This is a genomic window from Bacillota bacterium LX-D, assembly GCA_031628995.1.
In the GTDB taxonomy this organism is placed as follows: domain Bacteria; phylum Bacillota; class DUOV01; order DUOV01; family Zhaonellaceae; genus JAVLUO01.
Genome location: JAVLUO010000001.1, coordinates 67,283 through 93,616 on the forward strand (window position 1 = coordinate 67,283; position 26,334 = coordinate 93,616).

Below are 26,334 nucleotides of genomic sequence, written 5' to 3' on the forward strand. Positions count from 1 at the left end.
CCGAGCACTGACATCTAACCTGACCACTTAACTATTAAATACGGCCATTATGGACTTGTTTCCGTAAAGCGAAAAAATCACGTTTTTATAAAATGGGTTTCATACCCATATGTGCGGAAAGCCTTGATAAAAAAGGGTTTTCTCATATTTACTTTTCACTTCTTGACATTAATACTACGCACTCAACATGCCCCGTTTGCGGGAACATGTCCACAGGCTGGACTTCTTTCGTACTGTAGCCTAGCTTGTCTAATAGGCCTAGGTCTCGGGCCAGGGTACCTGGGTCGCAGGAGACGTAAATTATCTGTTCTGGTTTAAGAACTGCTGCTGTTTCTAAAACTGTTTTGTCGCAGCCTTGGCGAGGGGGGTCTAGCACTATGACATTTGGGTTTATGCCTTTGTCTTTTAGCATAGGCAACACCTCTTCTACTTTCCCTGCTAAAAACTCAACATTTGCAATGCCGTTTAACAGAGCATTTTCTTTGGCATCCTCAATTGCCTCTTCAATTTCTTCGATGGCATAAACACCTTTACCCTGTTGGGCTAAAAGTAGAGACAGCACTCCTACGCCGCAGTATAAATCAAATACTGCCTCCTTACCTTTTAGAGCAGCATAATCCAGGACTTTCCTGTATAAAACCTCCGTCTGCCTTGGGTTAACCTGTAAAAAAGCAGCTGGTGAAAGCTTTATTTTTAGTCCACATAAATTTTCTTCTAACTGTTCTTCACCGCCTAAAAGGATAAACTTATCTCCTAAAATCCTTTTGTCGTTTTTATTAATGTTATGTACAACTGTTACAACATTTTTCATATCCATAAGAAGCTGCTCAGCTAATTTTTTCCCTAGTGGAAAAGCTTCATTTGAAGTTACTAAGATAATCATCATCTTCCCAGTAGCAAAACTTCTTTTGATAATCACATGTTTTAGATTATTTTTATCATCTATACCATAAGTGACTTTAAGGCCCGCTTTTACAAATAAATCCTCCAAATATTTAATAACTTCCATAAATTCTTCCGGCAATAGCTTGCACTGCTCAATTGGAATCAGATCATGGCTGCCTGGCCTGAAGTAGCCTAAACGGATTCTTCCGTCCACCAGCCCAACATGAAGCTGCGCTTTATTCCGATAATACCAGGGTTCTTCCATACCAAGAGTTGGTTTAAGTATAAAACTATCTAATTTTCCTATCCTTTGCAAAGCATCTCTAACCCTCTTGGCCTTTTCTATCAACTGCTGTTCATATATTAGGTGCTGAAGTTGGCAGCCTCCGCAGGCATCGTAGCTAGAACAGTTTGGCTGACTGCGTAGCGGTGATGTTTGTATAATTTGGACAATTTCTCCTTGCCCAAATTTACTTTTAACTTTAGTCAGCTTAATTCTTACCGTTTCACCTGGTAAAGCGCCAGGAATAAATACTGCCAAACCTTCTATTCTCCCTACACCAGCTCCTTCGTGAGAAAGGCCGGTAATTTCCAAAGTATGTATCTCTCCAACCTGTGGCCTCATTGTTTCAGCTCCTTGTAAGTAGTACAAACTCTCTATTATAAGTATTCTGCAATGCAGAAGCACCATATTATCATGTAACGCTAAATGTGTAACTCATATGTGGAAATTCTATAATGTATAAACCATCAAGCTACTGACAAAATAAAAATAAGCAGGCTTAAAATTAAAGGAGGTATTTAATGGATAAAATCCAATTAAGAACCCAGTTTTATGATGAATTTGTTGCCAACCTACAACAAATTCTAGCAACTCCTACTGATCAAGTCCAGAATAATTACCTTGACTTAGGTCAAGTCAAACAAATAAAAAGGGAAGAGTTAGCTCAAGTACCTGACTTACCAAGAAATGACCCATTGGAAATAGTATTTGAACTATTGTCAGCTGAAATTCAAAAAGAACATTTGCAGAAAGTCTCTTTAGGCTTTAACGAGTATTTTAAATCTTATCTTCGCAAGATCAACGAGGAAAATGCAGAAACTCTTACACATCAGTATTTCCAAAAAACAGTCTGTTTGTTTCGTAAAATTTTAGCTATTAACTTCTGTTTTATTCAAGAAATATGGCTTTATTTATGCAGTTGCTTTAAAACTATTGGCTTATTTCTTTTAGAACAAAATTTGATTCAAGGATCTTTACTTTATTGGGACTATATAGCCAAAATTGGTAACATAGCAGCACGCCATAGTTTACACACACAACAATTACAGCGCTCAATGCGCATTTTGGAAGTTCAAGCCAAGGAAGATGGTTATGAGGAATTGGCTGCTACGCTTAATAGTCTACGAATTCATTTGGAAAATTAGGTGAGATGGTGTTTAACTACGAAGAATACAATTTAATCATTCTTTCCTTAGTCGGCGGTTTAATTAGTTTGCTAGGGTCAGTTGGTATTTTTGTCTCTCTAACAGTTCAGCGCAGAGTTGAAAGACTGCAGGAGCTCTTAGAAGAGCTGATTGATTTATCTTATGATAAAGAACACAATATCACTCGTAAAATTTTTCAACTGATTCAAAAGTATCAGATGTATTACATACTCCCTCATGGGCCTAGTAAAACTATTATGCAATACTTGGATTTCACCATGACTTTAGTCACTGTTACCTGGTTAGCATTACTTTTTTTAAGTTTTACCCCTCCCTTTCGAATTATTTCTTTTATTTATTTAATTCCAGTTTTGGGAGGGCTGATTCTAATGGTTTTTTACCGCAAACTCTTGCAAAATGCCATTAATCCTTTAGACAATCAGCTTTTCAACGCAATCATTCCACCACCAGTTAACTTACGCAGCGTGTCATTTTTATCAAGCTATGTAAACGTATCAGTCCATTCTATACTGCAGCAGGCTAGATTAAGTATGGTTCTCCGGCGGATTAAAAGAGAAGATTGTGTGGGTCAAACTTGCTATGATGCAGAAATTGTATTAAAAGAAGAGCTTTCTTTTGATGATTTTTTCTATCTTGTGTCTTTTCCTTTAAATGGATCTAAAGATTCCTGTTTTGTCGCTTATGGTCATTTACAAATTAGTTTTCCTCCAGATCCAGTAACTAGAAAACCTATTCCCATTAATCGCAATGTAAATATTACACTTGGCTGGTGTAACTGGTCCGCATTGCCGAAAGACAAAATCGAAGCAAAACTTTATATTTTTCCCCTTGGTGAAAAACATCCTATTTTGTATCAATTTATATTTTTACCAGAAATGCAATATTATACAGTTGAAACTGACCCATTACCTGTCATTGATCGCAAAATTACTTTTACAGTAACAAAGGACAATGCTCTTAAAATTATTGATGGCGAAAAGGAATTGCCCTGTTTTGATTTAATTGCAGCGGAATTACGACTTGATTCGGGAAGAAAATATTTAGATTATGAAAGCTCAGATATTAGATCTATTGATTGTATAGCCGAAGTTTATATTAAATAATGACACTATTTCTGGACATAATACTAGAGAAAGGAGGAGGTTAAAACAATGACAGTCCCATTCATAGTTCTCACTACAATTATTGTTTTAGCAGCGGCTATCTATCTACTAATTGTTCATAAACCATCTCCCACTTTTCAAAAAAAGCCTTACAAAAGGCCAAAAGGGTATGGTAATGGAGATTTTGAATTTGCCGAAGAGTTAGCGTCTATTTTAATGGATAAAAAGCGAAAATCCTCTACATATTTAAAAAGCAATATTGTTCTCCTAATCAAAGATCCTTACTGGTTATATACTTTTTGGGAAATTAGCCCTAGCGATCAAGAAAGTTTTGACAAGATTAAAAAAGAACATCTGGACTTCTCGATTTCAGACCTTATACTGCGAATCTATAATATCTCTCAAGGCTCAATAAATGCCCCCTATTTCGATTTATTAGTAGAAAATAATCTTTCCGACTATTATATCCGGGTTAATCCTGGGAATAAATACTTTGTGGAAATAGGTTACCAGGTTGAAGGAATTTTCTTTGCCTTAGCTCGCTCTAACCAAGTAACAACACCCGCTTGCAGTATTTCAGCTAATATTGATCCAAACTGGGTTCCCGACAAAGCAGTTTGGCAATCTATACAGGAAACGATAAACCTGCAAGTACCTGGTTCAGAGTACATGCAGACTATTTCCTCAGCAAAACTTACCCCCTAGATTGAAAGGATTGATATTTTTGTCTAAAGGTTACCTGGCTTTCGTTTTGCACGCCCACTTACCTTATGTCAGACATAAAGCAGAAGAATTCTACATCGAGGAAAGATGGTTGTTTGAAGCATTAAATGAAACATATATCCCATTGCTGCAAATCTTAGAAAAATTAAGAGATGAAGAAGTTCCCTATCGTTTAACTATGTCCTTCAGCCCTACCCTAATTTCCATGTTAAACGATCAGTTGCTGCGCACTAAATTTCAGCAGTATTTAGAAACATCTCTTAAATTGGCTCAGAAAGAAATTATTAGAACTAAAGATGCGCCGGATTTTCAACCTTTAGCAAAAATGTATTATGAAAGACTGCAAACCAATTATGCTACTTACGTTGATAAATATAGCCAAGATATATTAAAAGGATTTAAGCTTTTGCAGGAATTGGGTAACTTAGAGATTATAACCAGCTCAGCAACCCATAGTTATTTGCCCCTTTTTAGTTTAAAACCGGAAATTGTTCAAGCACAGCTTGCTGCTGGCATAAGGACTTATGAAAATGTCTTTAACCAGAAGCCTCCAGGGATTTGGCTGCCAGAGTGCGGATTTTTTCCTGAGCTAGATGTTTTTTTGGCTAAAGAGGATCTAGGCTATTTTTTTGTTGAGACCCATGGCCTCTTATTTGCAAATCCCCGGCCCCGTTATGGTACTTATGTGCCCATTCGTTGTCCAGGGGGCGCTGCTGCTTTTGCTCGGGATCATGAATCTTCAGTACAAGTATGGAGTTCAACAGAAGGCTACCCTGGAGACCCTTGGTATCGGGAATTCTACCGTGATATTGGATACGATTTAGATTTAGAATATATTAAAGATTTTATCCATCCAGATGGAATTCGCCTGGATACAGGCTTCAAGTACTACAGAATAACAGGAGAAGGAAATGATAAAAAACTGTACTTAAGAGAACGGGCCCTAGAAAAAGCGCATTATCATGCTAAAGATTTTTTGTATAAAAAAAGACAACAGTTGACGTATCTAACAAATCAAATGGAAGAGGATCCAATTATTGTAGCACCTTACGACGCAGAATTATTTGGCCATTGGTGGTTTGAAGGACCAGAATGGTTAGAACATGTTATAAGACAAGCAGCAGCTCAGGGAATTACTTTAATCACTCCCTCTGAATATTTAGCTGAACATGAAAATTTACAGCCTTCAACTCCTTGCGCTTCTAGTTGGGGCAATGGTGGTTATAATTCCGTTTGGTTAGACAAAACAAATAATTGGATTTATAAAGATTTGTACCAAACAGGAGAAAAAATGATCAACTTAGCAAATATTTTTACCAACCCAACTTCAGTAGAAAAACGTGCTTTAAACCAGGCGGCCAGGGAAATATTACTTAGCCAAAGCAGTGATTGGGCATTTATTATGAAGACAGGTACTATGGTCGATTATGCTAAAAGAAGGACCTTGGAACATTTAGAACGGTTTAGAAAAATATATGATAGCGTTCTTCAGCATCAGATTGATGAAATTTGGCTTAAAAGAATGGAAAAAACGGATAATATTTTTCCGGATATAGACTACCGCATCTTTGCCAGCAATAGCAAGTAAAAAGCAGCCTTCCAGGCTGCTTTAGTTGTTTTCTTAGATTGTTTCATCAATGTTTGCTTTTAATTGGTCTTTAGGCATATAGCCTACCAAACGATTAGCTATTTCACCATCTTTAAATATATAAAGAGTTGGAATACTCATTATACCAAAGCGACTAGCAGTTGAAGGGTTTTCATCCACATTTAATTTGACTACTTTAAGTTTTTGTCCATATTCTTCTGCTACCTGTTCCACAACAGGAGCAATCATTCTGCAGGGTCCGCACCATTCAGCCCAAAAATCAACTAGGACAGGTACCCTGGATGATAATACCTCTTCCTGAAAGTTACTATCAGTGACTTTCGTAATTCCCATTTAAATCCCCACTTTCTTAATAAAATCTGCCTATTTTTGCTTTTATTATACTTATGTTACTATACGCTTGCAATGATTTAGCAAAATATTAGCCTATAACAAAACTTTGTGCATTATCTCATCTAACTGAGATAAGGTACTGCATTCTACCATCCGACAGTATTTCCCTAACAAATAAATAGCACTATACTGATTCCATAAATTCTTCGCAATTGGGTTTAGCCAAAAAACCCCTTTTGTTTTGCGCGCAATTTTTCTTAGCTCCTCTACTGATTCTTCACCAGCCACTGTTTTGGCATCGCTCACAATAATTATTATCTTATTTTTAGTCAGCATTCGATCAAAGTTAACTTGCATTCCGTGTAAGCTTTGGGCTATATTGGTACCCCGTCCACATTCCTCCTTGGCTAATTCAAATAATTCTTCTAAACTTTGCTGGGAAAGTTTTCCTTCCAATTGGGGGCTAACCCACATAATTCTTTCGGCAAACAAGAAAGTTTCTAGTCGGAGAAAAGATTTAATTAAGCCATAACAAAATTGCAATACAAAGGAGCTATATCTCTCCATAGAGCCGGAAATATCACAAAGTAGTATATTAAATCGGGCTTTCGTCTTCTGCGCTGGCGGTACTTAACCTTGAAAATAGTGCCACCATGCTGAATGCTTTGGCGGATACTGTTTCGCACATCCAGCAAACCATGTTTATTAGTTTTCTTTTTACGCCTGGTTAAACGACTAGCTAACCTTCTAGTCAACTTATAGATAGTTCTTTTAACCTTAGCCATATCTTCCGGCGATAACTTGCCCATATCCTTATGAATTAGAGCTTCTTCTTCCTGCATAAGTTTTTGGCTCACATCGATTAACATATTATCTATTTCTGCGTCGCCAGTTAATTCTATCGGCCAAAATCTAGGCATTTGTCGTTTGTAAAAATCCATTTGCCCTTTTACTAGCTCCATAACTACAGGTAAAAATCTAGAAGTAACTTTTTTTCCTTCAGAAGTTTTATCTAGAAAATCCTGCATACTTTCCCGTTGGGCAGGATCCAGTTGACGAAATAAAACTTGCTCCTCTTGAGTTAGCTCCAAGGGTTTATCCTGAAAAGTTAAATCCTTAACTTCCTCAGTTTCTGTACCTGCCGTTATATTGCCTCGGCCAAAAAAATCTACAAATGCTTGGTTAAAGATATTTTCACTATGTAAATCTTTCACCAGTGTTAATTTTAAAGCCTGATAAACTTGCTGCCCATCAACCAAATCAACTAAGAGCAGTGCCTGGAAGACGTCATTTAGCTCCCGGGCACTTACCTTTAAACCCAAACCTCGTAGAAGCCGAATAAACTTAACTAGGTTTAAGCTGGCACTTTCTTTACTCATTGCACTCTCGTCCTTGTACTTTACTACACAAGCAGCGGGAACCCATATCCCGATTAAAATTATCTACGTCATGTTTGTCTTTTAAGAGTAAATTAGTGGTTTTTTCCACTAAATTTGGCGTTAGATTCTCTGCACCCAAAAGTACTAGTGCCTTCGCCCAGTCAATTGTTTCAGCAATAGATGGTTTCTTTTGAATCTCTAAACTGCGGACTAGCTGTACTGCCTTAGCCACTTCTTGAGCCAAACGCCGATCAATGCCGGGAACTTTAGCGTTCAGAATGGCCAATTCTTTATCTATCCTAGGATAGTCGATATTAAGATAAATACAGCGTCTTTTTAACCCATCAGAAAGTTCCCGCTCAGCGTTACTAGTTAAGACCACAATAGGAATTTGATTAGCCCGAACTGTTCCTAACTCTGGAATGGATACCTGAAAATCAGAAAGAATTTCAAGTAGAAAGGCCTCAAACTCTTCATCTGTTTTGTCAATTTCATCAATTAATAATACTGGTTTTTGCTCCGCACGCAGTGCTTTAAGTAATGGACGAGGTAACAGATAATTCTCTGAAAATAAATCTTGCTCTATCTTATTAGCCCCCTGCTCTTTACCTAGCTGAATACTTAGGAGCTGCTTTTGGTAGTTCCATTCATATAAAGCCTTACTTTCATCTAAGCCTTCATAGCACTGGAGACGAATAAGCTCTGTTTGAAAAATTTTGCTTAAGACCTTGGCCAATTCCGTTTTTCCTACCCCAGGAGCCCCCGTAATTAATAATGGCTTTTCCAAATTTAAGGCCAAAAAAACAGCCATATTAATTTCGTCTTCACTAATATATCCAGTTTCTGCCATTGCATTCTTCAACCAATCTAAAGTAATCTCCATCATAATCCCCCCTCTAAAGAATACAGATAGCTTTTAGCTTATGCTTGTGCATAAACTAAAAGCTTATGACCTGCTATAAAATATATTCGACATCTTTTTAGTTCTTCTTGCTTATTTTTCGAGAAAAAATAATTTTTTATTATCTTATGCCCTTACGCAATCCATCTAAGAAATGGACCTGAGGTTCCTTGCTCCAAGAACTTTTCCGATACTCTGCATAAACCTCACTATAGACCTTTCGAGTCTGAAATGCAATTTTATCCCAATTATATACTTTATCAATTAAGAGGAGTCCATTTTTCTTTAATTCTTGCTGCAAGACATGATTTTTTAAAGCCTGAATAACATTAATAGCTAAAGATTGGCTATTTCCCGGGTAGGCTTTTAAGCCATTAACTCCATGGGTAACTATTTGACCCATTCCTCCAGTGTCTGAAACCACAACAGGCACTCCCGCTGCCATAGCTTCTAAAGTTACAATACCAAAGGGCTCGTACAAACTGGGAAAAACAGCTAAGCTTACTCTGCGAAAAATTCTATCTCGCATTTCAGCATTAATATAGCCTAAAAAATTTACTCGGTGTTCTATCCCTAAAGCTCTAGCTTGCTGTTTTAGCTCTTGTTCCATGGGACCGTTGCCAGCAATCCAAAACTGGGCCGAAGGTTCATTCGCTAAAATTGCCGGAGCAGCTTCTAATAGTATTTGAACTCCCTTTTCCCGAACTAAACGTCCCACAAAAAAAATAATTTTTTCCTTAGGGTGATTATCTGTATTGCGAGTAAACTTTCTTTGATCAACCCCATTAGGAATAACTTTTATCTTATCCGCAGGAAGTTGGAATAGACTTTGGACTTCGTTTCTCATATATGAACTGCACACAATAACCTTCCAAGCTTCATAAGTCAACCACCATTCAATACTATTAATATAGCGCTGATCATCAGTGTGTAATCCCTGGTTTCGACCAGCTTCAGTGGCATGGATTGTGGCAATTAATGGAAGTGTGTAAGCATGTTTTAATACTCTTCCCGCATAAGCGGACAACCAATCATGGGCGTGGATAATATGAAATGACTTATACTGTTTAAAAAGCTTAATAGCTTCTTCAATAAAACAAAAATTCAACTGATGGACCCAGGAAAAAAAGTTTGGTACCATATGGTCATATGCTTCTACCCGGTGCACAATTACTCCATTTCTATTTTCCTTTTTTGCATCAGTGTTAGAACCAAAAGTTAAAACATGGACATCAACCCCCTGTTTAACAAGGGCTTCTGAAATTTCTTCCACATGTTTGGCTAATCCTCCCACGCTGTGGGGAGGGTATTCCCAGGTTAACATCAAAACTCTCATCTTTAAATTTGCTCTCCGTCATGAACTTCAAAACTCCAGTTGACGCCATTGTTGTTATCCCAGTTGTTGGCACTATCTTTAAAACAGAAGTTTAGACGACTGCTATCATTAACCTTAATCTTTTTAGCAAAACCACGTTGGGTTTTCTCCATCCGAATATCATTAATATTATACCAACTTCTAGCATCTCCATAACCGCAGTGCATCCAAACCTGATCTGCACCACTTTCTTTGAGCAGTCCATAATAAAGAACTGTAACTTCTTCACCCAATGTAATAGGTGTAGGGTCTACTACAACGCCGCCTGGAAAATCTGCCTCCCTCATTTCTAAAAGCCTCATATCGGTATCGTCAAAATTACTGCGTCTATGGTCAGTCATAAAAAAATACCTCCTGTTTTTTGCAGATATTTTACTCTTACTTAGTATTGCAAAAAACAGAAGGTACTATGATTTTTTATTAAAAAGTTTTTATGCTATTTTTTCAAAAATTAAGAAGCTTTTACGCGAACTTCCTGAGTTCGTGGGGTCTTTACCCAAACTTGAGGCTGACGGTTCATAGCCCTTAGCACCAAAGCAGTTGTGAAAGGCAAGGCAATAAAAAAACCAGCAATAGGCAAAACAATCAATTGCAAAACTGCAAAGACCTTTCCGGCAATGCTTTTCGGCGCCACTGTAAAATTAATATAATTACAATACCGATAAAACAAATAAAAAGTAAATCCATAATAAATAGGGGTCAAAAACTGCAGCATTGCTTTAATATCTGTCGGTACAGCACTTTTATCAAGTATACCGCCTTGCCATGCCCAAAGAAGCAAGAACACAGGTGCTAAAACCATAAATTGATAAAAATACCACTGGGCATGACCTTTCCAAAGCAAAGTTCTTAAAATAGGTATTCTTTTTTCCTCTGGATAATGCGTAGCATTTTGCAGCTTATCATAAACCTGCAAGTGGCCACTGCCCCAGCGCAAACGCTGGCGAAAATACGCTTTGTATTTAGCAGGTGTCTGTTCTGTACTAACAATAGGTATGTACTCCGGCCATTCCCCTGTTTCCATATAAGCCCTAACCCCTAGTTCTAAATCCTCAGACAAAACTTTAGGGTCGTAACCGCCAATTCTAAGTAGCAAAGTTTTTTCCACATATAGGTTAGTGCCACCTAAAAATGGCAACTGTCTCATTAATAAGGGGTAGTACCATTCATGAGCTAAGGCCTGATATAGTGCGATCAGCTTGTTTAAAGGCCCAAGTTGGAAAAAATTTCGTACTTGGAAGACTGGTCCTTGCCACAGCTTTTGCTTTCCATCAGTAGCCAGCCAGCGAGCAGCCACATGAAGTAAACAATCTGCTTCCGGACGGCTTTCAGCATCATAAAAGGCGCATATTGTCGTGGATTTACTAATTGAACTTATGGCATAGTTTAAAGCTCTGGCTTTCGTCGAAGGCACTTCTCTACCTGTACATCTTCCGCCTACACGACCATCAAAATCAAAAGGCACAATAGAATGTTTTAAGAAAGGCATATCAGGCAGCTGGCTAAACTCCCGAATTTTTCTCTCTACTACATCTTGGGTAGTTATTTTCGCAGGTTCCTTTTCCTTACTTCTCAATTCTTTACCGTCAGTCACAACCATAATCTCGTACCTATCTTTAGGATAGTTAAGGCCTGCTAAGTGATCGATAGTGCAAGCAATAACATCCGCTTCATCCCTAGCTGGCACAAGTATCGAGAAAAATGGCAGCTCCAAGGATTTTTTTTTCGCTTCCTCATGCAGCATATCTATTGATAATCCATCAATTTTCTTCCAATATGTAAGACGTGCTTTCAATCCCCAATACAGATAACGGAAAAATAAATACGCAATAACTAAACTAAGAAAGACACTAGATATATATATAATCTCTGCATTATTCAATATATTTCATCTCCTACAGTCGCATAAAAATCCTCCCCAAGCTGCCGGAGGAGGTAACAAGACACTATCTTAAATTTATATGCCATAATAATATTCTTTATTCGCCGTTTATAAACTTTTTCCTGCCTAATATTAAATTTTGTTCAAAACAACATCGTAAAATACTCTTTACTAATATACTTATTCAAGCTAGTACGTAAATATAATACTTTTTTATTTTAATTTTGTAAACATTTTTTAACAATAAAAGGCCAACTAAATTAGTTCAACTTGCACATTAATGTTAAGCTTCGTAATAAGACAAAACTCCTGAATATAACCCTTAAAAGATCATATTCAGGAGTTGCTCTATTTTGTCTTAAAGCCTAACTTTTCCTTTTATTGAAGTTTACTAATAATCGCATCTGCCAGCTGATCGGTTGTAGCGTTTCCTCCTAAGTCACCAGTTAAGGAAATTTTTTCAGTTAGCACTGCTTTAATGGCTTCCATAATATTTCTAGCTGCAGCTTGTTCTCCTAAGTGTTCCAGCATTAAGATACCAGACATTAAAATTGCTAAGGGGTTAGATTTATTTTGCCCGGCAATGTCTGGAGCAGAGCCATGGACCGGTTCAAAGACTGCATATTCTTCTCCGATGTTTGCTCCTGGCGCTAAACCTAAACCACCCACTAAACCAGCACAAAGGTCGGAAACAATGTCACCGTAAAGGTTAGGTAAAACTAATACGTCAAATGCTTCAGGTCTTTGTACTAATTGCATACACATATTATCGACTATTTTATCTTCAAATTGGATTTGGGGATATTTTTGGGCAACTTCACGGGCTATAGCCAGAAATAGCCCGTCGGTGCATTTCATAATATTTGCTTTATGTACTGCAGTTACTTTTTTTCTGCCTTCTCTTACGGCATATTCAAAGGCGTATTTCACAATTCTTTCCGAAGCTTTACGGGTAATAATTTTAATGCTTTCAGCAGCGTCTTCCCCTACCATATGCTCAATGCCTGCATAAAGGTCTTCTGTGTTCTCCCGGACAATAACTAAATCAATATCTGTGTAGCGGCTGAGCACATTAGGCAGTGATTTTGCAGGACGAAGATTAGCATATAAGTTTAGTTCTTTTCTTAAAGCAACATTTACGCTTCTAAAGCCAGTTCCAATGGGAGTTGTTAAAGGTCCTTTCAGGGCTACCTTGTTCTTTTTAATTGAATCTAAGACATATTGGGGGAGGGGTGTGCCTTCTTTAGCAATTACTTTTTCACCAGCTTCTACGATTTCCCAATTAATTTCTACTCCTGTAGCATCAATAACTTTTTTAGCCGCAGCAGATATTTCTGGTCCAATCCCGTCACCGGGAATTAAGGTTACATTGTGTGCCACAATCATTCACTCCATTTCTTAGTTCGTTATTTATCTAAATTAGTTATTAGCCTGCTTTGTATATTCTTCATAAATATACATTACTTCTTTATCGAACAAACATCTTTTCAGTTCCACAGCATGAGCTCTGACTAAAGCGAGGATATCAGTTGCTGCTTTTTCTTCCAGCACGATACCGTATTCCTTAAATTTAGCTTTAATGGCTGCCGTTCCAGAGTGCTTACCAATGACGATCTGCCTTTCTAAACCAACTTCTTCCGGTTTAAATACTTCGTAAGTCAATGGATTTTTTAAAGCACCATCGGCATGAATGCCGGATTCATGGGCAAACATATTGGAGCCAACAATGGATTTCCAAGCCGGCAGCTGACGTCCGGAAGCACGAGATACATATTCGGCAATTTCTCGAAACATTTCTGTTTTAAAGTTTAAATCATTTTTATCTAAATATTTCAAAGCCATAACTACTTCTTCCAAGGCAGCATTTCCAGCCCTCTCCCCTAAGCCATTGACGGTAACGCCGGCATGAGTAGCTCCTGCCCTAATTCCTGCAAATGTATTGGCTGCAGCCATGCCAAAATCATCGTGCATATGCATTTCCACATCAATACCTACCTCATCGATAATTGTTTTAATTTTTTCATAAGTGGAAAATGGCTCCAAAATACCTACTGTATCGCAAAAGCGAAGGCGATTTGCTCCAGCCTCTTTAGCTTCTTTGGCAAAACGAATTAAAAAATCCATGTCAGAACGCGATGCATCTTCGGCATTAACGGAAACGTAGAGATTATGTTTCTTAGCAAATTCACAAGCCTCAACCATGCTGGCTAAAACTTTTTCTCGTGTGCTATGTAACTTATACTCTATATGAATATCTGAGGTAGAGATGGAAATGGCAACTGCATCTACACCACAATCCAGGGAGTGCTTTAGATCGGCAACAACCGCCCTATTCCAGCCCATAATGCTAGCCTTCAATCCACAGTTGACAATTTCCTTAATAACAGTTTTTTCATCTCCTCCCATAACCGGGATTCCCGCCTCAATCTGATGAACTCCTATTTTGTCCAACATTTTAGCGATCCGCAGTTTTTCTGGGTTAGCAAAAACCACGCCTGCAGTTTGTTCACCGTCACGTAAGGTTGTATCAACTATAGTTATATGTTTAGTCATCTCCACACACTCCTTAAAAAACATACCATCCATCTAATCAAATAAATTAATCTAATTCATTCTTTTTATTATACCAACTAGCTTTTTTACCGTCTAGAGTTTATTTCTTGGTACTCTGTATACATTAACTAAAAAGGCAATCAGTTTGCTTTTTGATAAGCAGAACCAATTGCCTTTCCATATTTTATTAAATCAAATCCGTATATAAAGGCGCTTTGGCACAAAGTCCTTCCACCATTAGTTTCAAACTTTCTTTGTTTTGTCCAAAGTCAGCAGATAGGGTCTGGTCAATAATTTTGGCCACAGCCACCATATCGTCTTCTTTAAAACCTCTTGTTGTTGCAGCCGGAGTACCAATTCGAAGCCCACTGGTAACTTCCTTACTTTGGGGGTCATATGGAATGGCATTTTTGTTAGCCGTAATTCCTATTTCATCTAAACGCTCCTCTGCTTCTTTACCTGTTAAATTACGGCTGCGTACATCAATTAAAATTAAATGATTATCTGTCCCTCCGGAAACCAGGTCTAAACCTTTAGCCGAAAGAGTTTCCGCCAGGGCAGCAGCATTTTTAATAATTTGCTCCTGGTATGCTTTAAATTCAGGTTCTAAAGCTTCTTTAAAAGCCACTGCTTTTGCAGCAATAACATGCATTAAAGGTCCCCCTTGCAAGCCAGGGAAAAGAGCTTTATCAATTGCTTTAGCATATTTTTCTTTACAGAGAATTAAGCCTCCTCTGGGCCCACGCAAGGTTTTATGGGTGGTGGAGGTGACAAAATCAGCATAAGGAACTGGGCTTGGATGAAGTTCTGCAGCAACTAAACCAGCAATATGGGCCATATCTACCATTAATAAAGCTCCTACTTCATCAGCAATTTCCTTTAGCTTGGAAAAGTCGATAATTCTCGGATAAGAGCTAGCTCCGGCTACAATCAGTTTAGGCCTATGTTCCTTAGCCAGCTCAGCCACCTGGTCGTAATCAATGCGCTGAGTTTTTCGATCTACACCATAGGGTATAAAGTTGTAAATTGAGCCAGAAAGGTTAGCCGGGCTGCCGTGAGTTAAATGGCCGCCATGAGCTAAATTCATGCCTAAAACAGTATCTCCTGGCTGTAAACATGCCAGATAAACGACAGTATTAGCACTGGCACCAGAATGGGGCTGAACGTTGGCATGCTCTGCTCCAAATAATTTTTTGACCCTCTCTCTAGCCAAGTTTTCTACAATATCTACATATTCGCAACCTCCGTAATAGCGATGGCCAGGATATCCTTCCGCATATTTATTCGTTAGCACAGAGCCTTGGGCTTCCATGACAGCTCTACTGACAAAATTTTCTGAAGCAATTAATTCAATCTTATTTTTTTGCCGATTTAATTCCAATTTTATTGCCTCGGCAACCTCCTGGTCCATTTCAGCCAGTAAGTTCATACCTATCCCCACCTTTTTATAACCTTGTTCTCTTCTGTACAGGTTAAAAACATGAACATTATATTAATATTAAATAATATCATTCGTAAAATTACAAACTTTTTTTTACCTTTTGACAATTAATCTTCTATATTCAATGCAAAATTACAAATACGATAAATAAAGCACTAGCTAATATTCGTGCTAGTGCTTATGTCTTAGATGTTTTGTAGTTTTTCATTCAGTAGTTTATTAACTAAAGCAGGGTTGGCTTTTCCTTTTGTTTCTTTCATTACTTGCCCTACCAGAAAACCTATAGCCTGCTTTTTGCCATTTTTAAAATCTTCAACGGATTGGGGATTGTTAGCTATAACTTTTTCAACTATCGCCCCAATGGCACCCTCATCGCTAATCTGCACTAAGCCTTTTTCCTTAACTATATTTTCTGCAGATTGTCCTGTATTAAACATTTCTTCGAAAACTTGTTTAGCAATTTTCCCGCTGATGGTTCCTTTATCTTGCAAAATTAAGAGTTCCGCTAAAGCTTGAGGAGTAATGGGAGATTCTTTTATGGTTTGCCCTTTGGCGTTAAGAAGCCTTAATAATTCACCCATTAGCCAATTAGCAACTATTTTAGCATCTTGATAATGTTCCATGGTTCGGTCAAAGAATTCAGCTAAGTCTTTAGAACTTGTTATAACAGAAGCATCATAAGAGGATAAGCCTATTTCTTCTACTAGGCGTTTTTTTCGAGCATCCGGCAGTTCCGGCATCGTTTCTTTGATGCTGTCAACCCATTCCTTGTCTATTACTAAAGGTACCAGGTCCGGTTCTGGGAAGTAACGATAATCGTTTGCTTCTTCTTTACTACGCATGGAAACCGTAACTCCCTTGGTATCATCCCACGAACGGGTTTCTTGAATAACTTTACCCCCATCTTCATTTAGGTCAATTTGCCGCTCAATTTCGTACTCTACAGCTCTTTGTAAAGCTCTAAAGGAATTCATATTTTTGATTTCTACTTTGGTGCCAAATTTTTCAGTGCCTTTGGGGCGAACGGAAATATTGGCATCGCACCTTAAAGAACCTTCTTCCATTTTACAATCGGATACTTCTGTGTATTCAATAATTGCTTTTAGTTTTTCTAAATAAGCTCTAGCTTCTTCTGCTGAGCGCATATCGGGTTCGGAGACAATTTCGATTAAAGGAACACCAGTCCTATTGTAGTCTACTAAGGAACTAGTGGAAGAAACAATTGTTTCTCCTGAATGCATTAGTTTTCCTGCATCTTCTTCCATGTGGATTCTAGTAATGCCGATTCTTTTCTCTACTCCATCTACTTCAATATCTAAAAAACCATGTTCTGCAATTGGTAAATCATATTGGGATGTTTGAAAGTTTTTCGGTAAATCTGGATAATAGTAATTTTTGCGATCAAATTTACTAAAAGAAGCAATCTGACAATTTAAGGCTAGTCCCGCTTTAATAGCATAGTCTACAACTTTCTTATTTAAAACAGGTAAAACTCCCGGTAATCCTAAGCAGACAGGACAAACATGAGTATTGGGTTCTCCTCCGAATTCTGTAGTACAGCCGCAAAAGATTTTAGATTTTGTTTTTAATTCGACGTGAACTTCCAAACCAATAACTGCTTCATATTCTGCTGCCATTTATTTCACCCCCAACTGTGGCCTTTGTTCATGATAATTTGTTGCTTTTTCAAAAGCATAAGCTGCTCTAAACAATGTACTCTCACCAAAAGGTTTGGCAATAATTTGCAGTCCCACAGGTAGTCCATTACTAAAACCGCAAGGAATGGATATGGCTGGTACACCTGCTAGATTAATGGTTACAGTACAAATATCCGAAAGATACATAGATACAGGATCCGCCGATTTTTCACCAAATTTAAAAGCAGGTGAAGTAGTTGTAGGTGTAAGTAAAATATCATATTTGGCAAATGCCTGATCAAAATCTTGTTTGATTAAAGTCCTAACTTTTAAAGCTTTTAAGTAGTAAGCATCATAGTAGCCAGAACTTAAAGCATAGGTTCCGATCATAATTCTTCTTTTAACTTCTTGTCCAAATCCTTCGTCCCTAGTTTTCATAAACATGCTAACAATATCCTGGGCATCTGTATCCCGGTAGCCGTAACGAACTCCGTCATAGCGGGCCAGATTGGAACTACATTCTGCCGGAGCAATAACGTAGTAAGCTGGCAGTGCGTATTCTGTATGGGGTAAGGACGTTTCTTCAATTATGGCACCTAGGTCCTCAAACTGGCGAATGGATTGCTGCACTATTTTTTCCACTTCCGGGTCTAGTCCTGCCGCAAAATATTCTTTAGGCACTCCTACTTTTAGGCCTTTTACGTCGGGCACTAAAGCTTCCTGATAATTAGGTACAGGTAAATTGGCTGAAGTTGAATCTAAGGGGTCGTGGCCAGCAATCTGCTGCAGAACTAGTGCACAATCTGTTACGTCTTTCGTTAAAGGGCCGATTTGGTCTAAAGAAGAAGCAAATGCTAATAGTCCAAAGCGGGAAACTAAACCATAGGTTGGTTTTAAGCCTACAACACCGCAATATGCTGCAGGCTGACGAATGGAGCCTCCTGTATCAGAACCTAATGTATAGGCCGCTTCGCTTGCTGCCACAGCTGCTGCCGCTCCACCACTGGAACCGCCAGGAACCCTTTCCAAATCCCAGGGATTCTTAGTTTGGAAGAAACGGGAATTTTCTGTAGAAGACCCCATGGCAAATTCGTCCATGTTGAGTTTGCCCAGCATAACCATTCCCGTAGCTTGTAGTTTCTTGACAACTGTAGCATCATAAGGAGGTATGTAATTTTCCAGTATTTTTGAAGAACAAGTTGTGCGAATATCCTTGGTGCTCATATTATCTTTTAAAGCCATTGGAATACCTGCTAAGGGAGCTGTTTCTTCACCTTTAGCCAATTTTTGGTCAAAATCTTGGGCTGCTTTCAAAGCCTGTTCTCTTGTTGTAGTTACATAGGCTTGTACATATCCTTCAACTTGTGCAATATGTTCACAGAATGCCTCTGTTAATTCTTGAGAACTAATTTCTTTTTTAATTAGCAGATCTCTTAATTCATGAGCTGTCTGTTCATAAAGCTCCACAATTTTCCCCTCCCTCTTTATACAATCCGTGGAACACGGAACTGTCCTTCTTTTTTAGCAGGTGCATTTTGTAAAACCAGTTCCCGATCCAAACCAGGTCTAACTTCATCTTCACGTAAAACGTTAGTTATATTCAATACATGAGCTGTAGGCGTAACATTAGACGTATCCAACTCATTTAGCTTATCCATAAAACCAAGGATGGCATTTAGTTCTTTGGTATAGCTTTCTTTTTCTTGTTCTGTCAGTTCCAAACGAGCCAACATAGCTACATGCTCTACTTCTTGTTTACTAATACTCACTCTATCACCTTCCTAACAAAACTATGGCTAAAATGCAATTTTTTGACAAACCCTTATCCTTTAATTATAGCAAATGTGCTAATCCCTTGCAACTTAACGCTTCAGTACAGTTTTCCAATTCCAAATCACTTAGAATTATATATTTGTTAATAATTATTCACACCTTATTCCTAATTCCCATATGCTATATCAGAAAGTAACAATTCCACCAAAATCCTAAAAGGAGGTTTCCCCTTAATGAGTAACATGTTTGGCAATGGCAATGAATGGTTAGTATTTATTATTTTGTTACTCTTGGTTTGCTGCAACGATTAATTACGCACATCCCTACTTTTTGTTAAGAAAGGAGGTTTGAGCTATGGGCTGCATAGGCAAAGGAAATAATGAATGGTTAGTATTTATTATTCTACTGCTCTTAATATGCTGCAACGATTAATGAAGGAGGTTTTAGGTAATGGGCAATGGCTTTAATGGTTTTGGCTGTAATGGCAACAATGAATGGTTAGTATTTATTATTCTACTGCTCTTAATATGCTGCAACGATTAATAATACTATACACTGCCAAAATCGAGTAAGGTAAAGCCGAAGTAATTTGCTTCGGCTTTATCCTTCTTGCATAAATCTTCATGTCTGCAGTCAGATTCTTTGATTTATCTTCGCCCCTTCGCATTATTTTTATTTATTTATGAGGCTAAGAAACTCATCTTCATTTAAGATTGCTACTCCCAGCTGCAGCGCCTTAGTATATTTGGAACCAGGATCTTCCCCCACAACCACATAATCTGTTTTTTTACTGACGCTGGATGCTACTTGGCCACCTTGTTCTTCAATTAAAGCTTCAGCCTCCTTGCGGTTCATTTTGGCTAAAGTACCTGTTATGACAAATTTTTTATCTTGCAGCCTGCCTGGTACAACAGCTTTCTGACTGCTGGTCATGTTTACGCCAGCTTGCCGCAGCTTAGCAATGACCTTTTGGTTAATTGGTTCTGCGAAAAAATTTAGCATACTTTCAGCAGCCTTCAGACCGATATCAGGTATTTTTTGCAATTCATCTATACTAGCTTGGGCTAACTCATCTAAAGATTGAAAATGTTTAGCCAAAAGTTTCCCTGCTTTGGAACCTACATGGCGAATACCTAAAGCAAAGATAAGCTGTCCTAAATCCCTTTCTTTACTTTCCCTAATAGCAGTTAGTAAATTATTAACGGACTGCTGGCCCATTCTTTCTAGCTTTATCAGCTGTTCTGCTTGCAAATAATATAAGTCGGCGGCATCTTTAATTAGACCGGTATTTAATAGCTGCTCAATTACTTTTGGGCCCAAGCCTTCGATATTCATAGCATCCCGAGAAACAAAATGGATAATACCTTCCCGTACTTGGGCAGGACAAGCCAGTCCACCTGTGCAGCGCGCAGCTACTTCGTTTTCCGGTCGAACTACTTTGGCTCCACATTCAGGGCATCTTTGAGGTAATGTAAAATCCTTTTCTGCTCCTGATCTTTGCTCCTTTAAAACCTCTACAACCTCGGGGATTACATCTCCTGCTTTTTGGATTAAGACTTTATCCCCTATTTTAATATCCTTTTCTCGGATAATATCTTCGTTATGCAATGTCGCTCTACTGACTGTTGACCCAGCTACCCGAACAGGCTTTAGACAAGCTGTTGGGGTCAATACTCCTGTCCTTCCAACTCTTACAATAATATCTTCTACAACGGTTTCAACCTGCTCAGCTGGAAACTTATAAGCAATAGCCCAGCGGGGGCTTTTAGCTGTAGTACCTAATTCGTTTTGTTGTCTTAAATCATTGACCTTAATGACCATTCCATCGATTTCATAGGGCAGTTCAGATCTTTTAGATGTCCATTCTTGGCAGTAGTTAATGGCTTCTTCGATACTTTTGCAAATTTTATAATGCTGATTGATAGGAAAGTTTAATTTTTGGAGAAATTCTAAAACTTCATCTTGAAAAGTTAGCTTTTGTCCTTCAATATGTGTTACTTCATAAATAAAAGCACTTAGGTTTCGATTGGCTGTAACTTTTGGATCCAGTTGGCGCACAGAACCTGCAGCTGCGTTCCGTGGATTGGCAAAAGTCAGTTCCCCATTTTCTTCTCTTTCCTGATTAATCCGGGCAAAGGCTTTTTTACCCATATATACTTCCCCCCGGACTTCCAGACGAGGTAAATCAGTACCAATCCTTAATGGTATGGCAGGTATAGTCTTAATATTTGTAGTTACATCCTCACCTGTTGTTCCATCTCCCCTAGTAGCTCCCGTAGCAAGGATTCCATTTTCGTAAATTAAACCAATAGATAACCCATCAATTTTATGCTCTACTACATATTCAACTTCTCCCCCCACCTGACTTGTTACTCGGCGGTGAAACTCTCGTAGATCTTCAGCATTAAAAGCATTCCCCAAGCTTAATAAAGGCTTACGGTGGTCATAGCTTTGAAAAACCTTTAGAGCTAAACCTCCAACCCGGTGGCTGGGGGAATCAGGAGTAACTAGCTGGGGGAATTGCTGTTCCAGGCTGATTAATTCTTTCATTAAAACATCGTATTGAGCATCTGTAATTAAAGGTGCATCTAAAACATAATATTGGTAATTATGCTTTTCTATTTCCTTACGTAAATAAGCGAGACGTTTCTCGGCTTCCTGCAAATCCATAAATAACCTCCAAGGATTAATATCAATCTATAATTTTGTAATTGGGGCATATTTGGCCATAACTGTTTTAATACCTAAATCTGGAAAAGCTATATTTAATTGAATGTTTTCACCTTTCCCTTCAACTTTAACTACGACTCCCTCTCCCCATTTCTGATGAGCAACATGATCTCCTAAATTAAAACTTTCCATGGATTTGGAGGCAGCTCCTGTGCCCACGTTTTTTGAAATAGAAGCAGTTTTGCTGCTAGTTCCTGCAAAATGGCTAGAGTTGCTTTTATTGGCCTGATAATCCTCTTTCAAATGTTCAGGTATTTCATCTAAAAACCTAGAAGGAGCATTATAAACCGTATTGCCGTATAAGGTTCTCTGCCAAGCTCTAGTTAAATAGAGATTTTGCTGCGCTCTGGTCATTCCTACATAACAGAGGCGCCTTTCCTCTTCTAATTCCCCTTCATCAAGAAGAGCTCTGGTATGGGGGAATACTCCTTCTTCCATCCCCGCTAAAAAAACTACCGGGTATTCCAGGCCTTTAGCTGTATGCAAGGTCATTAATACAACCTTTTCCTCGTTTTCCGTATATGCGTCTAGATCTGTAACTAAAGCAGTTTGGGCTAAAAAGGTCACTAAGGTTTTATCTTCCGACTGCCGATCAAATTCAGCTGTTACAGATAAAAATTCCTGTAAGTTTTCAATTCTAGTCTGAGCCTCAACGGTTTTTTCCACTTCTAGTTCCGCTAAATATCCTGTATCGTTCAAGACAATTTGGACTAATTCTGTTAATGGTATTCTATCCATTTTAGCCCGAAATTTTTCCAATAAATCGCTAAATTGCTTTAAGCTATTTATAAACCTAGAGCTTAAGCCAGGTATCTCCTGCACAATTTTGAGTGCGTTATAAATGCTTAGCCCTTGACCTGCAGCAAATTCCTGTACTTTATTTAAGGTTGCATCTCCAATTCCCCTTTTGGGAACATTAATTATTCTTTCTAAACTAATGTCATCAGCAGGGTTAGCAAGGACCCTTAAATATGCCAATATATCCTTAATTTCTTTACGCTCGTAGAATTTTAAGCCCCCAAAAATTTCGTAAGGTATGGCATTCCGCACCAAAACTTCTTCAATAATACGAGATTGAGCATTAGTCCGATACAAAATAGCAAAATCAGAATAAGGTATACCGTCTACCTGATGTTGCTTACATATTTCATCGACAATAAACTGAGCCTCATAGCGTTCATTTTGACCCATAAAACAAGTAATAGGACGACCTTTTTCGTTATCGGTCCATAATTCTTTTTGCTTTCTGCCAGTGTTATTAAGGATAACATTATTAGCTGCTTGAAGAATTGTTTTTGTAGACCGATAATTTTGCTCAAGTTTAATAATCTTAGCTTCAGGATAGTCTTCTTCAAAATCCAGAATATTTTGAATGTCAGCACCTCTCCAACCGTAAATAGACTGATCAGGATCCCCTACGGCACAAAGGTTTCGGTATCCTTTAGCTAGCATTTTCACAATTAAGTATTGGGCATGGTTAGTATCTTGATATTCGTCGATTAAAATATATTTAAATTTCTCTTGGTAATAGTGTAAAACAGGCGTATTTTCTTTAAATAACTTAACTGTAAGCATTAAGAGGTCATCAAAGTCCAGTGCATTGTTGGCTTTTAGTTTCTCTTGGTAAAGTCGGTAAACTTCGCTTACTTTGTTTGCAAAGAAGTTTGCAGACAAGCGGTCATACTGTTCTGGGCTTAATAATTGATTTTTCCCATTGCTGATGGCAGCTGCCACAGCACGAGGAGTAAACTTTTTTTCATCTAAATTTAGTTCTCGCAGACAATTTTTAATTAAAGTCTGCTGATCACCTGTGTCGTAAATTACAAAGTTACTTTGGTAGCCTAAATTTCCAATTTCCTTCCGTAAAATCCGGACACAACAAGCATGGAAAGTGCTAACCCATAAACGATCCACCGCCCTTGAACCCACTAAAGAAGTTAATCTTTCTTTCATCTCTTTAGCAGCTTTATTAGTAAAAGTAATAGCTAAAATTTGGCTCGGATCTACCCCTTGGTCAATTAAATAGGCAACACGATGAGTTAAAACTCGGGTTTTGCCACTTCCGGCTCCAGCTAAAATTAATAAAGGGCCTTCCCGATGCAAAACAGCCTCTTTTTGCGCCGGATTTAATTTATCTAATAAATCTTGCATTATTTCCTCCTTAAGTGTAAAACATAATGCTTTCTTATCTAATAAAAGTAAAAATGCTAAAACGTTATTATAAAAGTAATAATAACATTTTAGCATTGCTTTTGCCATAAGAAGTAATAACCCTAGGGTTGTGCTCCTAGCATATTCTCGGTAATCCCTCTCCATAAAGAATATCCACTAAACGCTGGCCCCCTAGTTTAGTAGTCAAAACAACTTTTTTACCGTCATGATCAGCCACGTGGCCGATTAAAGCTGCCTTTTCCCCATACTTACTTTGGTGCATAATCTCTAATGTTTTTTGCACATCCTCCTTAGGAACAATACAGATCATTTTACCTTCATTGGCCATATACAAAGGATCTAACCCTAAAATACCGCAAAAACTTTGTACTTCCTGATCCACAGGGATTTTTTCTTCACCAATATTAATTGTTACTCCCGCGCTCTCGGCTATTTCATTAAGGACTGTTGCCAGCCCGCCTCGGGTGACATCCCGCATAGACTTGACTTTAACTCCACCCTTTAGTAAATTAGCAACTATTTGGTTTAATGGGGCACAGTCACTGGCAATGCTATTTTCTATCTTCATTCTCCGCGCTAAAATACAGGCATGATGGTTACCTAGAGTTCCGCTTAAGATTACAGCATCTCCTGGGGCTGCGTTTTGGGCACTAATGCTGTTTTCCAGGGTCAAAAAGCCTACACCAGCTGTATTTATATAGACCCCGCCTTTTCCTTCAACCACCTTAGTGTCCCCTGCAACAATGTCAACTCCCGCCTCTGCTGCTGCCTTTTTCATCGATTCAACGATTTTTTCCAGGTCTGCAAAATCTAAGCCTTCTTCCATGATAAAGGATGATGTTAAATAGCGAGGTGTTGCCCCCACCATAGCTAAATCGTTGACAGTACCACAAACAGCTAACTTACCAATATCCCCACCTGGGAAAAAAAGAGGTGTAATTACAAAGGAATCTGTCGTCAAAGCAAATTTAGGAGCCCCAGGCAAAACTGCAGCATCTTCCATTTGATTTAAAATTTGATTGCTAAAATTTTTCTGAAATAATTCTGTAATTAGTTCTTTTGTTGCATTTCCACCGCTGCCATGAGCCATTGTAATTTTCATTGCTTCACCTTCCGTGTCTAAACCAAATTCCGCAAGTTCCCTCGGAAGAAACCATACATGGGCCTTGGGGCTTCATTGGCGTACACCCTTTCCCAAACATTGGGCATTCATTAGGTGCTATTCTTCCGGTAATGACACTGCCACATTTACAATGAACAGGTGTTTTATCCTGCAGAGCATTATCTCTAGAACCTGCATCAAAGGAGTTGTATTCTTCCTTTAAATATAACCCAGATTGAGGAATTTTGCCAATTCCCCTCCAATAAGCTACATCAGCCGTAAAATATTTTTCCAGCTGCTGAACAGCAATTTTATTTCCTTCTTCAGCTACAACAGCAGGATAGAGATTATGAACTTCATGCTTACCATTTTGAGACTGCTTCATCAAATCGTAAATCGAAGCTAAAATATGCTCCGTTGTAAAACCTGTTGTGACAAAAGGACGTTTGTATTTTAAAGCTAAAGGCTTATAAACTTCTTGCCCAATAATTGCGCTTACATGGCCCGGAGCAATAAAGCCATCAATATCCGGCTCAGACAAACACAAGCTGTCTAAAGCAGGAATAATTGTCCTTAAAGCTGTTAGCAGTTTAATGTTCGGTAATTTTTGCTCAATGGCTTTTTCTAACAAAAGAGTATAGGTAGGAGCAGTAGTTTCAAAACCAACTGCAGCAATAATAAATGTCTGCCTAAGGTTTTCCAAAGCCCTAGGCAATACCTCTAAGGGTGAGTAGATCATTTCCACTCTGGCTCCCCTGGCTTTAGCTTCACTTAAAGACATCTCCTGACCCGGCACTTTAAGCATGTCACCAAAGGAAAGGAGTACGTGGTCCTTTTGTTGGGCTAATTCTATTGCTCGGTCTATATATCCCGTTGGTATTACACAAACAGGGCATCCTGGCCCAGAAATAAGCTTAATTTTATCTGATAAAAAACTTCTAATTCCATTTTTAAAAATACTGGCCGTGTGTGTGCCGCATACTTCCATTAATTTTAATTGACGCCCATTATACGCCCGAAGTTCCTCAATTATCTGCTGAACGCTAAGCACGGGTTACCTCCTCAAGCTCCTTAAAAATACTTAGAATTTCTTTTGCCTGCTCTTCTTTCATAACTTCTATGGCACACCCGGCATGAACTAAAACATAATCTCCAACTTGAGCTTTAACTAAACTAACATCTACATTAATAATGTTCCCGTTGAAATCAACTTTGCCAACTTTTCCACTTAGCTCTAAAACTTTTCCTGGAATTGCTACGCACATATTTTCACCATTTCTAATTAGT

The 26,334-nt window shown here is 38.3% G+C and carries 23 protein-coding genes; 4 read left to right on the top strand and 19 right to left on the bottom strand.

The features are described from left to right. Positions 1–148: 148 nt before the first annotated feature. Positions 149–1,510, bottom strand: coding sequence for a 23S rRNA (uracil(1939)-C(5))-methyltransferase RlmD (gene rlmD / locus RDV78_00390; GenBank protein ID MDS1028957.1), 1,362 nt, complete (start codon positions 1,508–1,510; stop codon positions 149–151). A 179-nt stretch (positions 1,511–1,689) separates the two neighbouring features. On the opposite strand from rlmD, the gene RDV78_00395 reads away from it, so the two are divergent. Genes RDV78_00395 through RDV78_00410 form a run of 4 tightly spaced genes read left to right on the top strand, consistent with a single transcriptional unit; the run spans position 1,690 to position 5,748 of the window. Then, entirely contained in the window at positions 1,690–2,313 is a 624-nt protein-coding gene (locus tag RDV78_00395; protein ID MDS1028958.1) for a hypothetical protein, read from the top strand. Positions 2,314–2,318: 5 nt separating this feature from the next. Then, on the top strand, positions 2,319–3,437 hold the full coding sequence (locus RDV78_00400; GenBank protein ID MDS1028959.1) for a hypothetical protein: 1,119 nt from the start codon (positions 2,319–2,321) through the stop codon (positions 3,435–3,437). A 48-nt stretch (positions 3,438–3,485) separates the two neighbouring features. After that, entirely contained in the window at positions 3,486–4,142 is a 657-nt protein-coding gene (locus RDV78_00405; GenBank protein MDS1028960.1) for a DUF4912 domain-containing protein, read from the top strand. A gap of 19 nt (positions 4,143–4,161) precedes the next feature. Further along, positions 4,162–5,748: a DUF1957 domain-containing protein gene (locus tag RDV78_00410; protein MDS1028961.1), complete on the top strand. Its 1,587-nt coding sequence runs from the start codon at positions 4,162–4,164 to the stop codon at positions 5,746–5,748. A gap of 33 nt (positions 5,749–5,781) precedes the next feature. Here RDV78_00410 and trxA read toward each other — a convergent pair whose 3' ends face one another. The 18 genes from trxA to RDV78_00500 form a co-directional block, all read right to left on the bottom strand. Continuing rightward, entirely contained in the window at positions 5,782–6,102 is a 321-nt protein-coding gene (gene trxA / locus RDV78_00415) for a thioredoxin (protein MDS1028962.1), read from the bottom strand. Positions 6,103–6,195: 93 nt separating this feature from the next. Further along, positions 6,196–6,669: a VWA domain-containing protein gene (locus tag RDV78_00420; protein ID MDS1028963.1), complete on the bottom strand. Its 474-nt coding sequence runs from the start codon at positions 6,667–6,669 to the stop codon at positions 6,196–6,198. Next, a complete protein-coding gene (locus tag RDV78_00425; protein ID MDS1028964.1) occupies positions 6,624–7,481 on the bottom strand; it encodes a VWA domain-containing protein in 858 nt (285 codons plus the stop codon). The genes RDV78_00420 and RDV78_00425 overlap by 46 nt, the downstream gene beginning before the upstream one ends. After that, positions 7,474–8,364 carry a MoxR family ATPase gene (locus tag RDV78_00430; GenBank protein MDS1028965.1) on the bottom strand — a complete coding sequence of 297 codons (891 nt, stop codon included), beginning with the start codon at positions 8,362–8,364 and terminating at the stop codon, positions 7,474–7,476. Before RDV78_00430 ends, RDV78_00425 begins: the two co-directional genes overlap by 8 nt. Positions 8,365–8,503: 139 nt before the next feature. Beyond that, positions 8,504–9,718 (bottom strand): glycosyltransferase family 4 protein, encoded by a 1,215-nt coding sequence (locus tag RDV78_00435; GenBank protein ID MDS1028966.1) that lies wholly within the window; start codon positions 9,716–9,718, stop codon positions 8,504–8,506. Positions 9,719–9,720: 2 nt separating this feature from the next. After that, entirely contained in the window at positions 9,721–10,098 is a 378-nt protein-coding gene (locus RDV78_00440) for a carbohydrate-binding protein (GenBank protein MDS1028967.1), read from the bottom strand. Between the two features lie 110 nt (positions 10,099–10,208). Continuing rightward, the gene (locus RDV78_00445; GenBank protein ID MDS1028968.1) at positions 10,209–11,639 is read right to left on the bottom strand and encodes a glycosyltransferase family 2 protein; all 1,431 of its coding nucleotides are present in this window, start codon (positions 11,637–11,639) and stop codon (positions 10,209–10,211) included. 378 nt (positions 11,640–12,017) lie between these two features. Further along, positions 12,018–13,019: an isocitrate/isopropylmalate dehydrogenase family protein gene (locus tag RDV78_00450; protein MDS1028969.1), complete on the bottom strand. Its 1,002-nt coding sequence runs from the start codon at positions 13,017–13,019 to the stop codon at positions 12,018–12,020. 39 nt (positions 13,020–13,058) lie between these two features. Beyond that, entirely contained in the window at positions 13,059–14,192 is a 1,134-nt protein-coding gene (nifV, locus tag RDV78_00455) for a homocitrate synthase (GenBank protein MDS1028970.1), read from the bottom strand. 187 nt (positions 14,193–14,379) lie between these two features. Further along, positions 14,380–15,621 carry a serine hydroxymethyltransferase gene (glyA, locus tag RDV78_00460; protein MDS1028971.1) on the bottom strand — a complete coding sequence of 414 codons (1,242 nt, stop codon included), beginning with the start codon at positions 15,619–15,621 and terminating at the stop codon, positions 14,380–14,382. Positions 15,622–15,818: 197 nt separating this feature from the next. Further along, the gene (gene gatB, locus RDV78_00465; protein ID MDS1028972.1) at positions 15,819–17,270 is read right to left on the bottom strand and encodes an Asp-tRNA(Asn)/Glu-tRNA(Gln) amidotransferase subunit GatB; all 1,452 of its coding nucleotides are present in this window, start codon (positions 17,268–17,270) and stop codon (positions 15,819–15,821) included. Continuing rightward, the gene (gatA, locus tag RDV78_00470) at positions 17,271–18,737 is read right to left on the bottom strand and encodes an Asp-tRNA(Asn)/Glu-tRNA(Gln) amidotransferase subunit GatA (protein MDS1028973.1); all 1,467 of its coding nucleotides are present in this window, start codon (positions 18,735–18,737) and stop codon (positions 17,271–17,273) included. Between the two features lie 17 nt (positions 18,738–18,754). Further along, positions 18,755–19,039 carry an Asp-tRNA(Asn)/Glu-tRNA(Gln) amidotransferase subunit GatC gene (gene gatC / locus RDV78_00475; protein ID MDS1028974.1) on the bottom strand — a complete coding sequence of 95 codons (285 nt, stop codon included), beginning with the start codon at positions 19,037–19,039 and terminating at the stop codon, positions 18,755–18,757. A gap of 676 nt (positions 19,040–19,715) precedes the next feature. Further along, positions 19,716–21,713: an NAD-dependent DNA ligase LigA gene (gene ligA, locus RDV78_00480; GenBank protein ID MDS1028975.1), complete on the bottom strand. Its 1,998-nt coding sequence runs from the start codon at positions 21,711–21,713 to the stop codon at positions 19,716–19,718. A 27-nt stretch (positions 21,714–21,740) separates the two neighbouring features. Further along, a complete protein-coding gene (gene pcrA, locus RDV78_00485; GenBank protein MDS1028976.1) occupies positions 21,741–23,924 on the bottom strand; it encodes a DNA helicase PcrA in 2,184 nt (727 codons plus the stop codon). Positions 23,925–24,060: 136 nt separating this feature from the next. Next, a complete protein-coding gene (gene hypE / locus RDV78_00490) occupies positions 24,061–25,047 on the bottom strand; it encodes a hydrogenase expression/formation protein HypE (GenBank protein MDS1028977.1) in 987 nt (328 codons plus the stop codon). Positions 25,048–25,051: 4 nt separating this feature from the next. Further along, positions 25,052–26,098 carry a hydrogenase formation protein HypD gene (gene hypD / locus RDV78_00495; protein ID MDS1028978.1) on the bottom strand — a complete coding sequence of 349 codons (1,047 nt, stop codon included), beginning with the start codon at positions 26,096–26,098 and terminating at the stop codon, positions 25,052–25,054. After that, entirely contained in the window at positions 26,091–26,312 is a 222-nt protein-coding gene (locus RDV78_00500) for a HypC/HybG/HupF family hydrogenase formation chaperone (protein ID MDS1028979.1), read from the bottom strand. The genes hypD and RDV78_00500 overlap by 8 nt, the downstream gene beginning before the upstream one ends. Between the last annotated feature and the right edge of the window lie 22 nt (positions 26,313–26,334).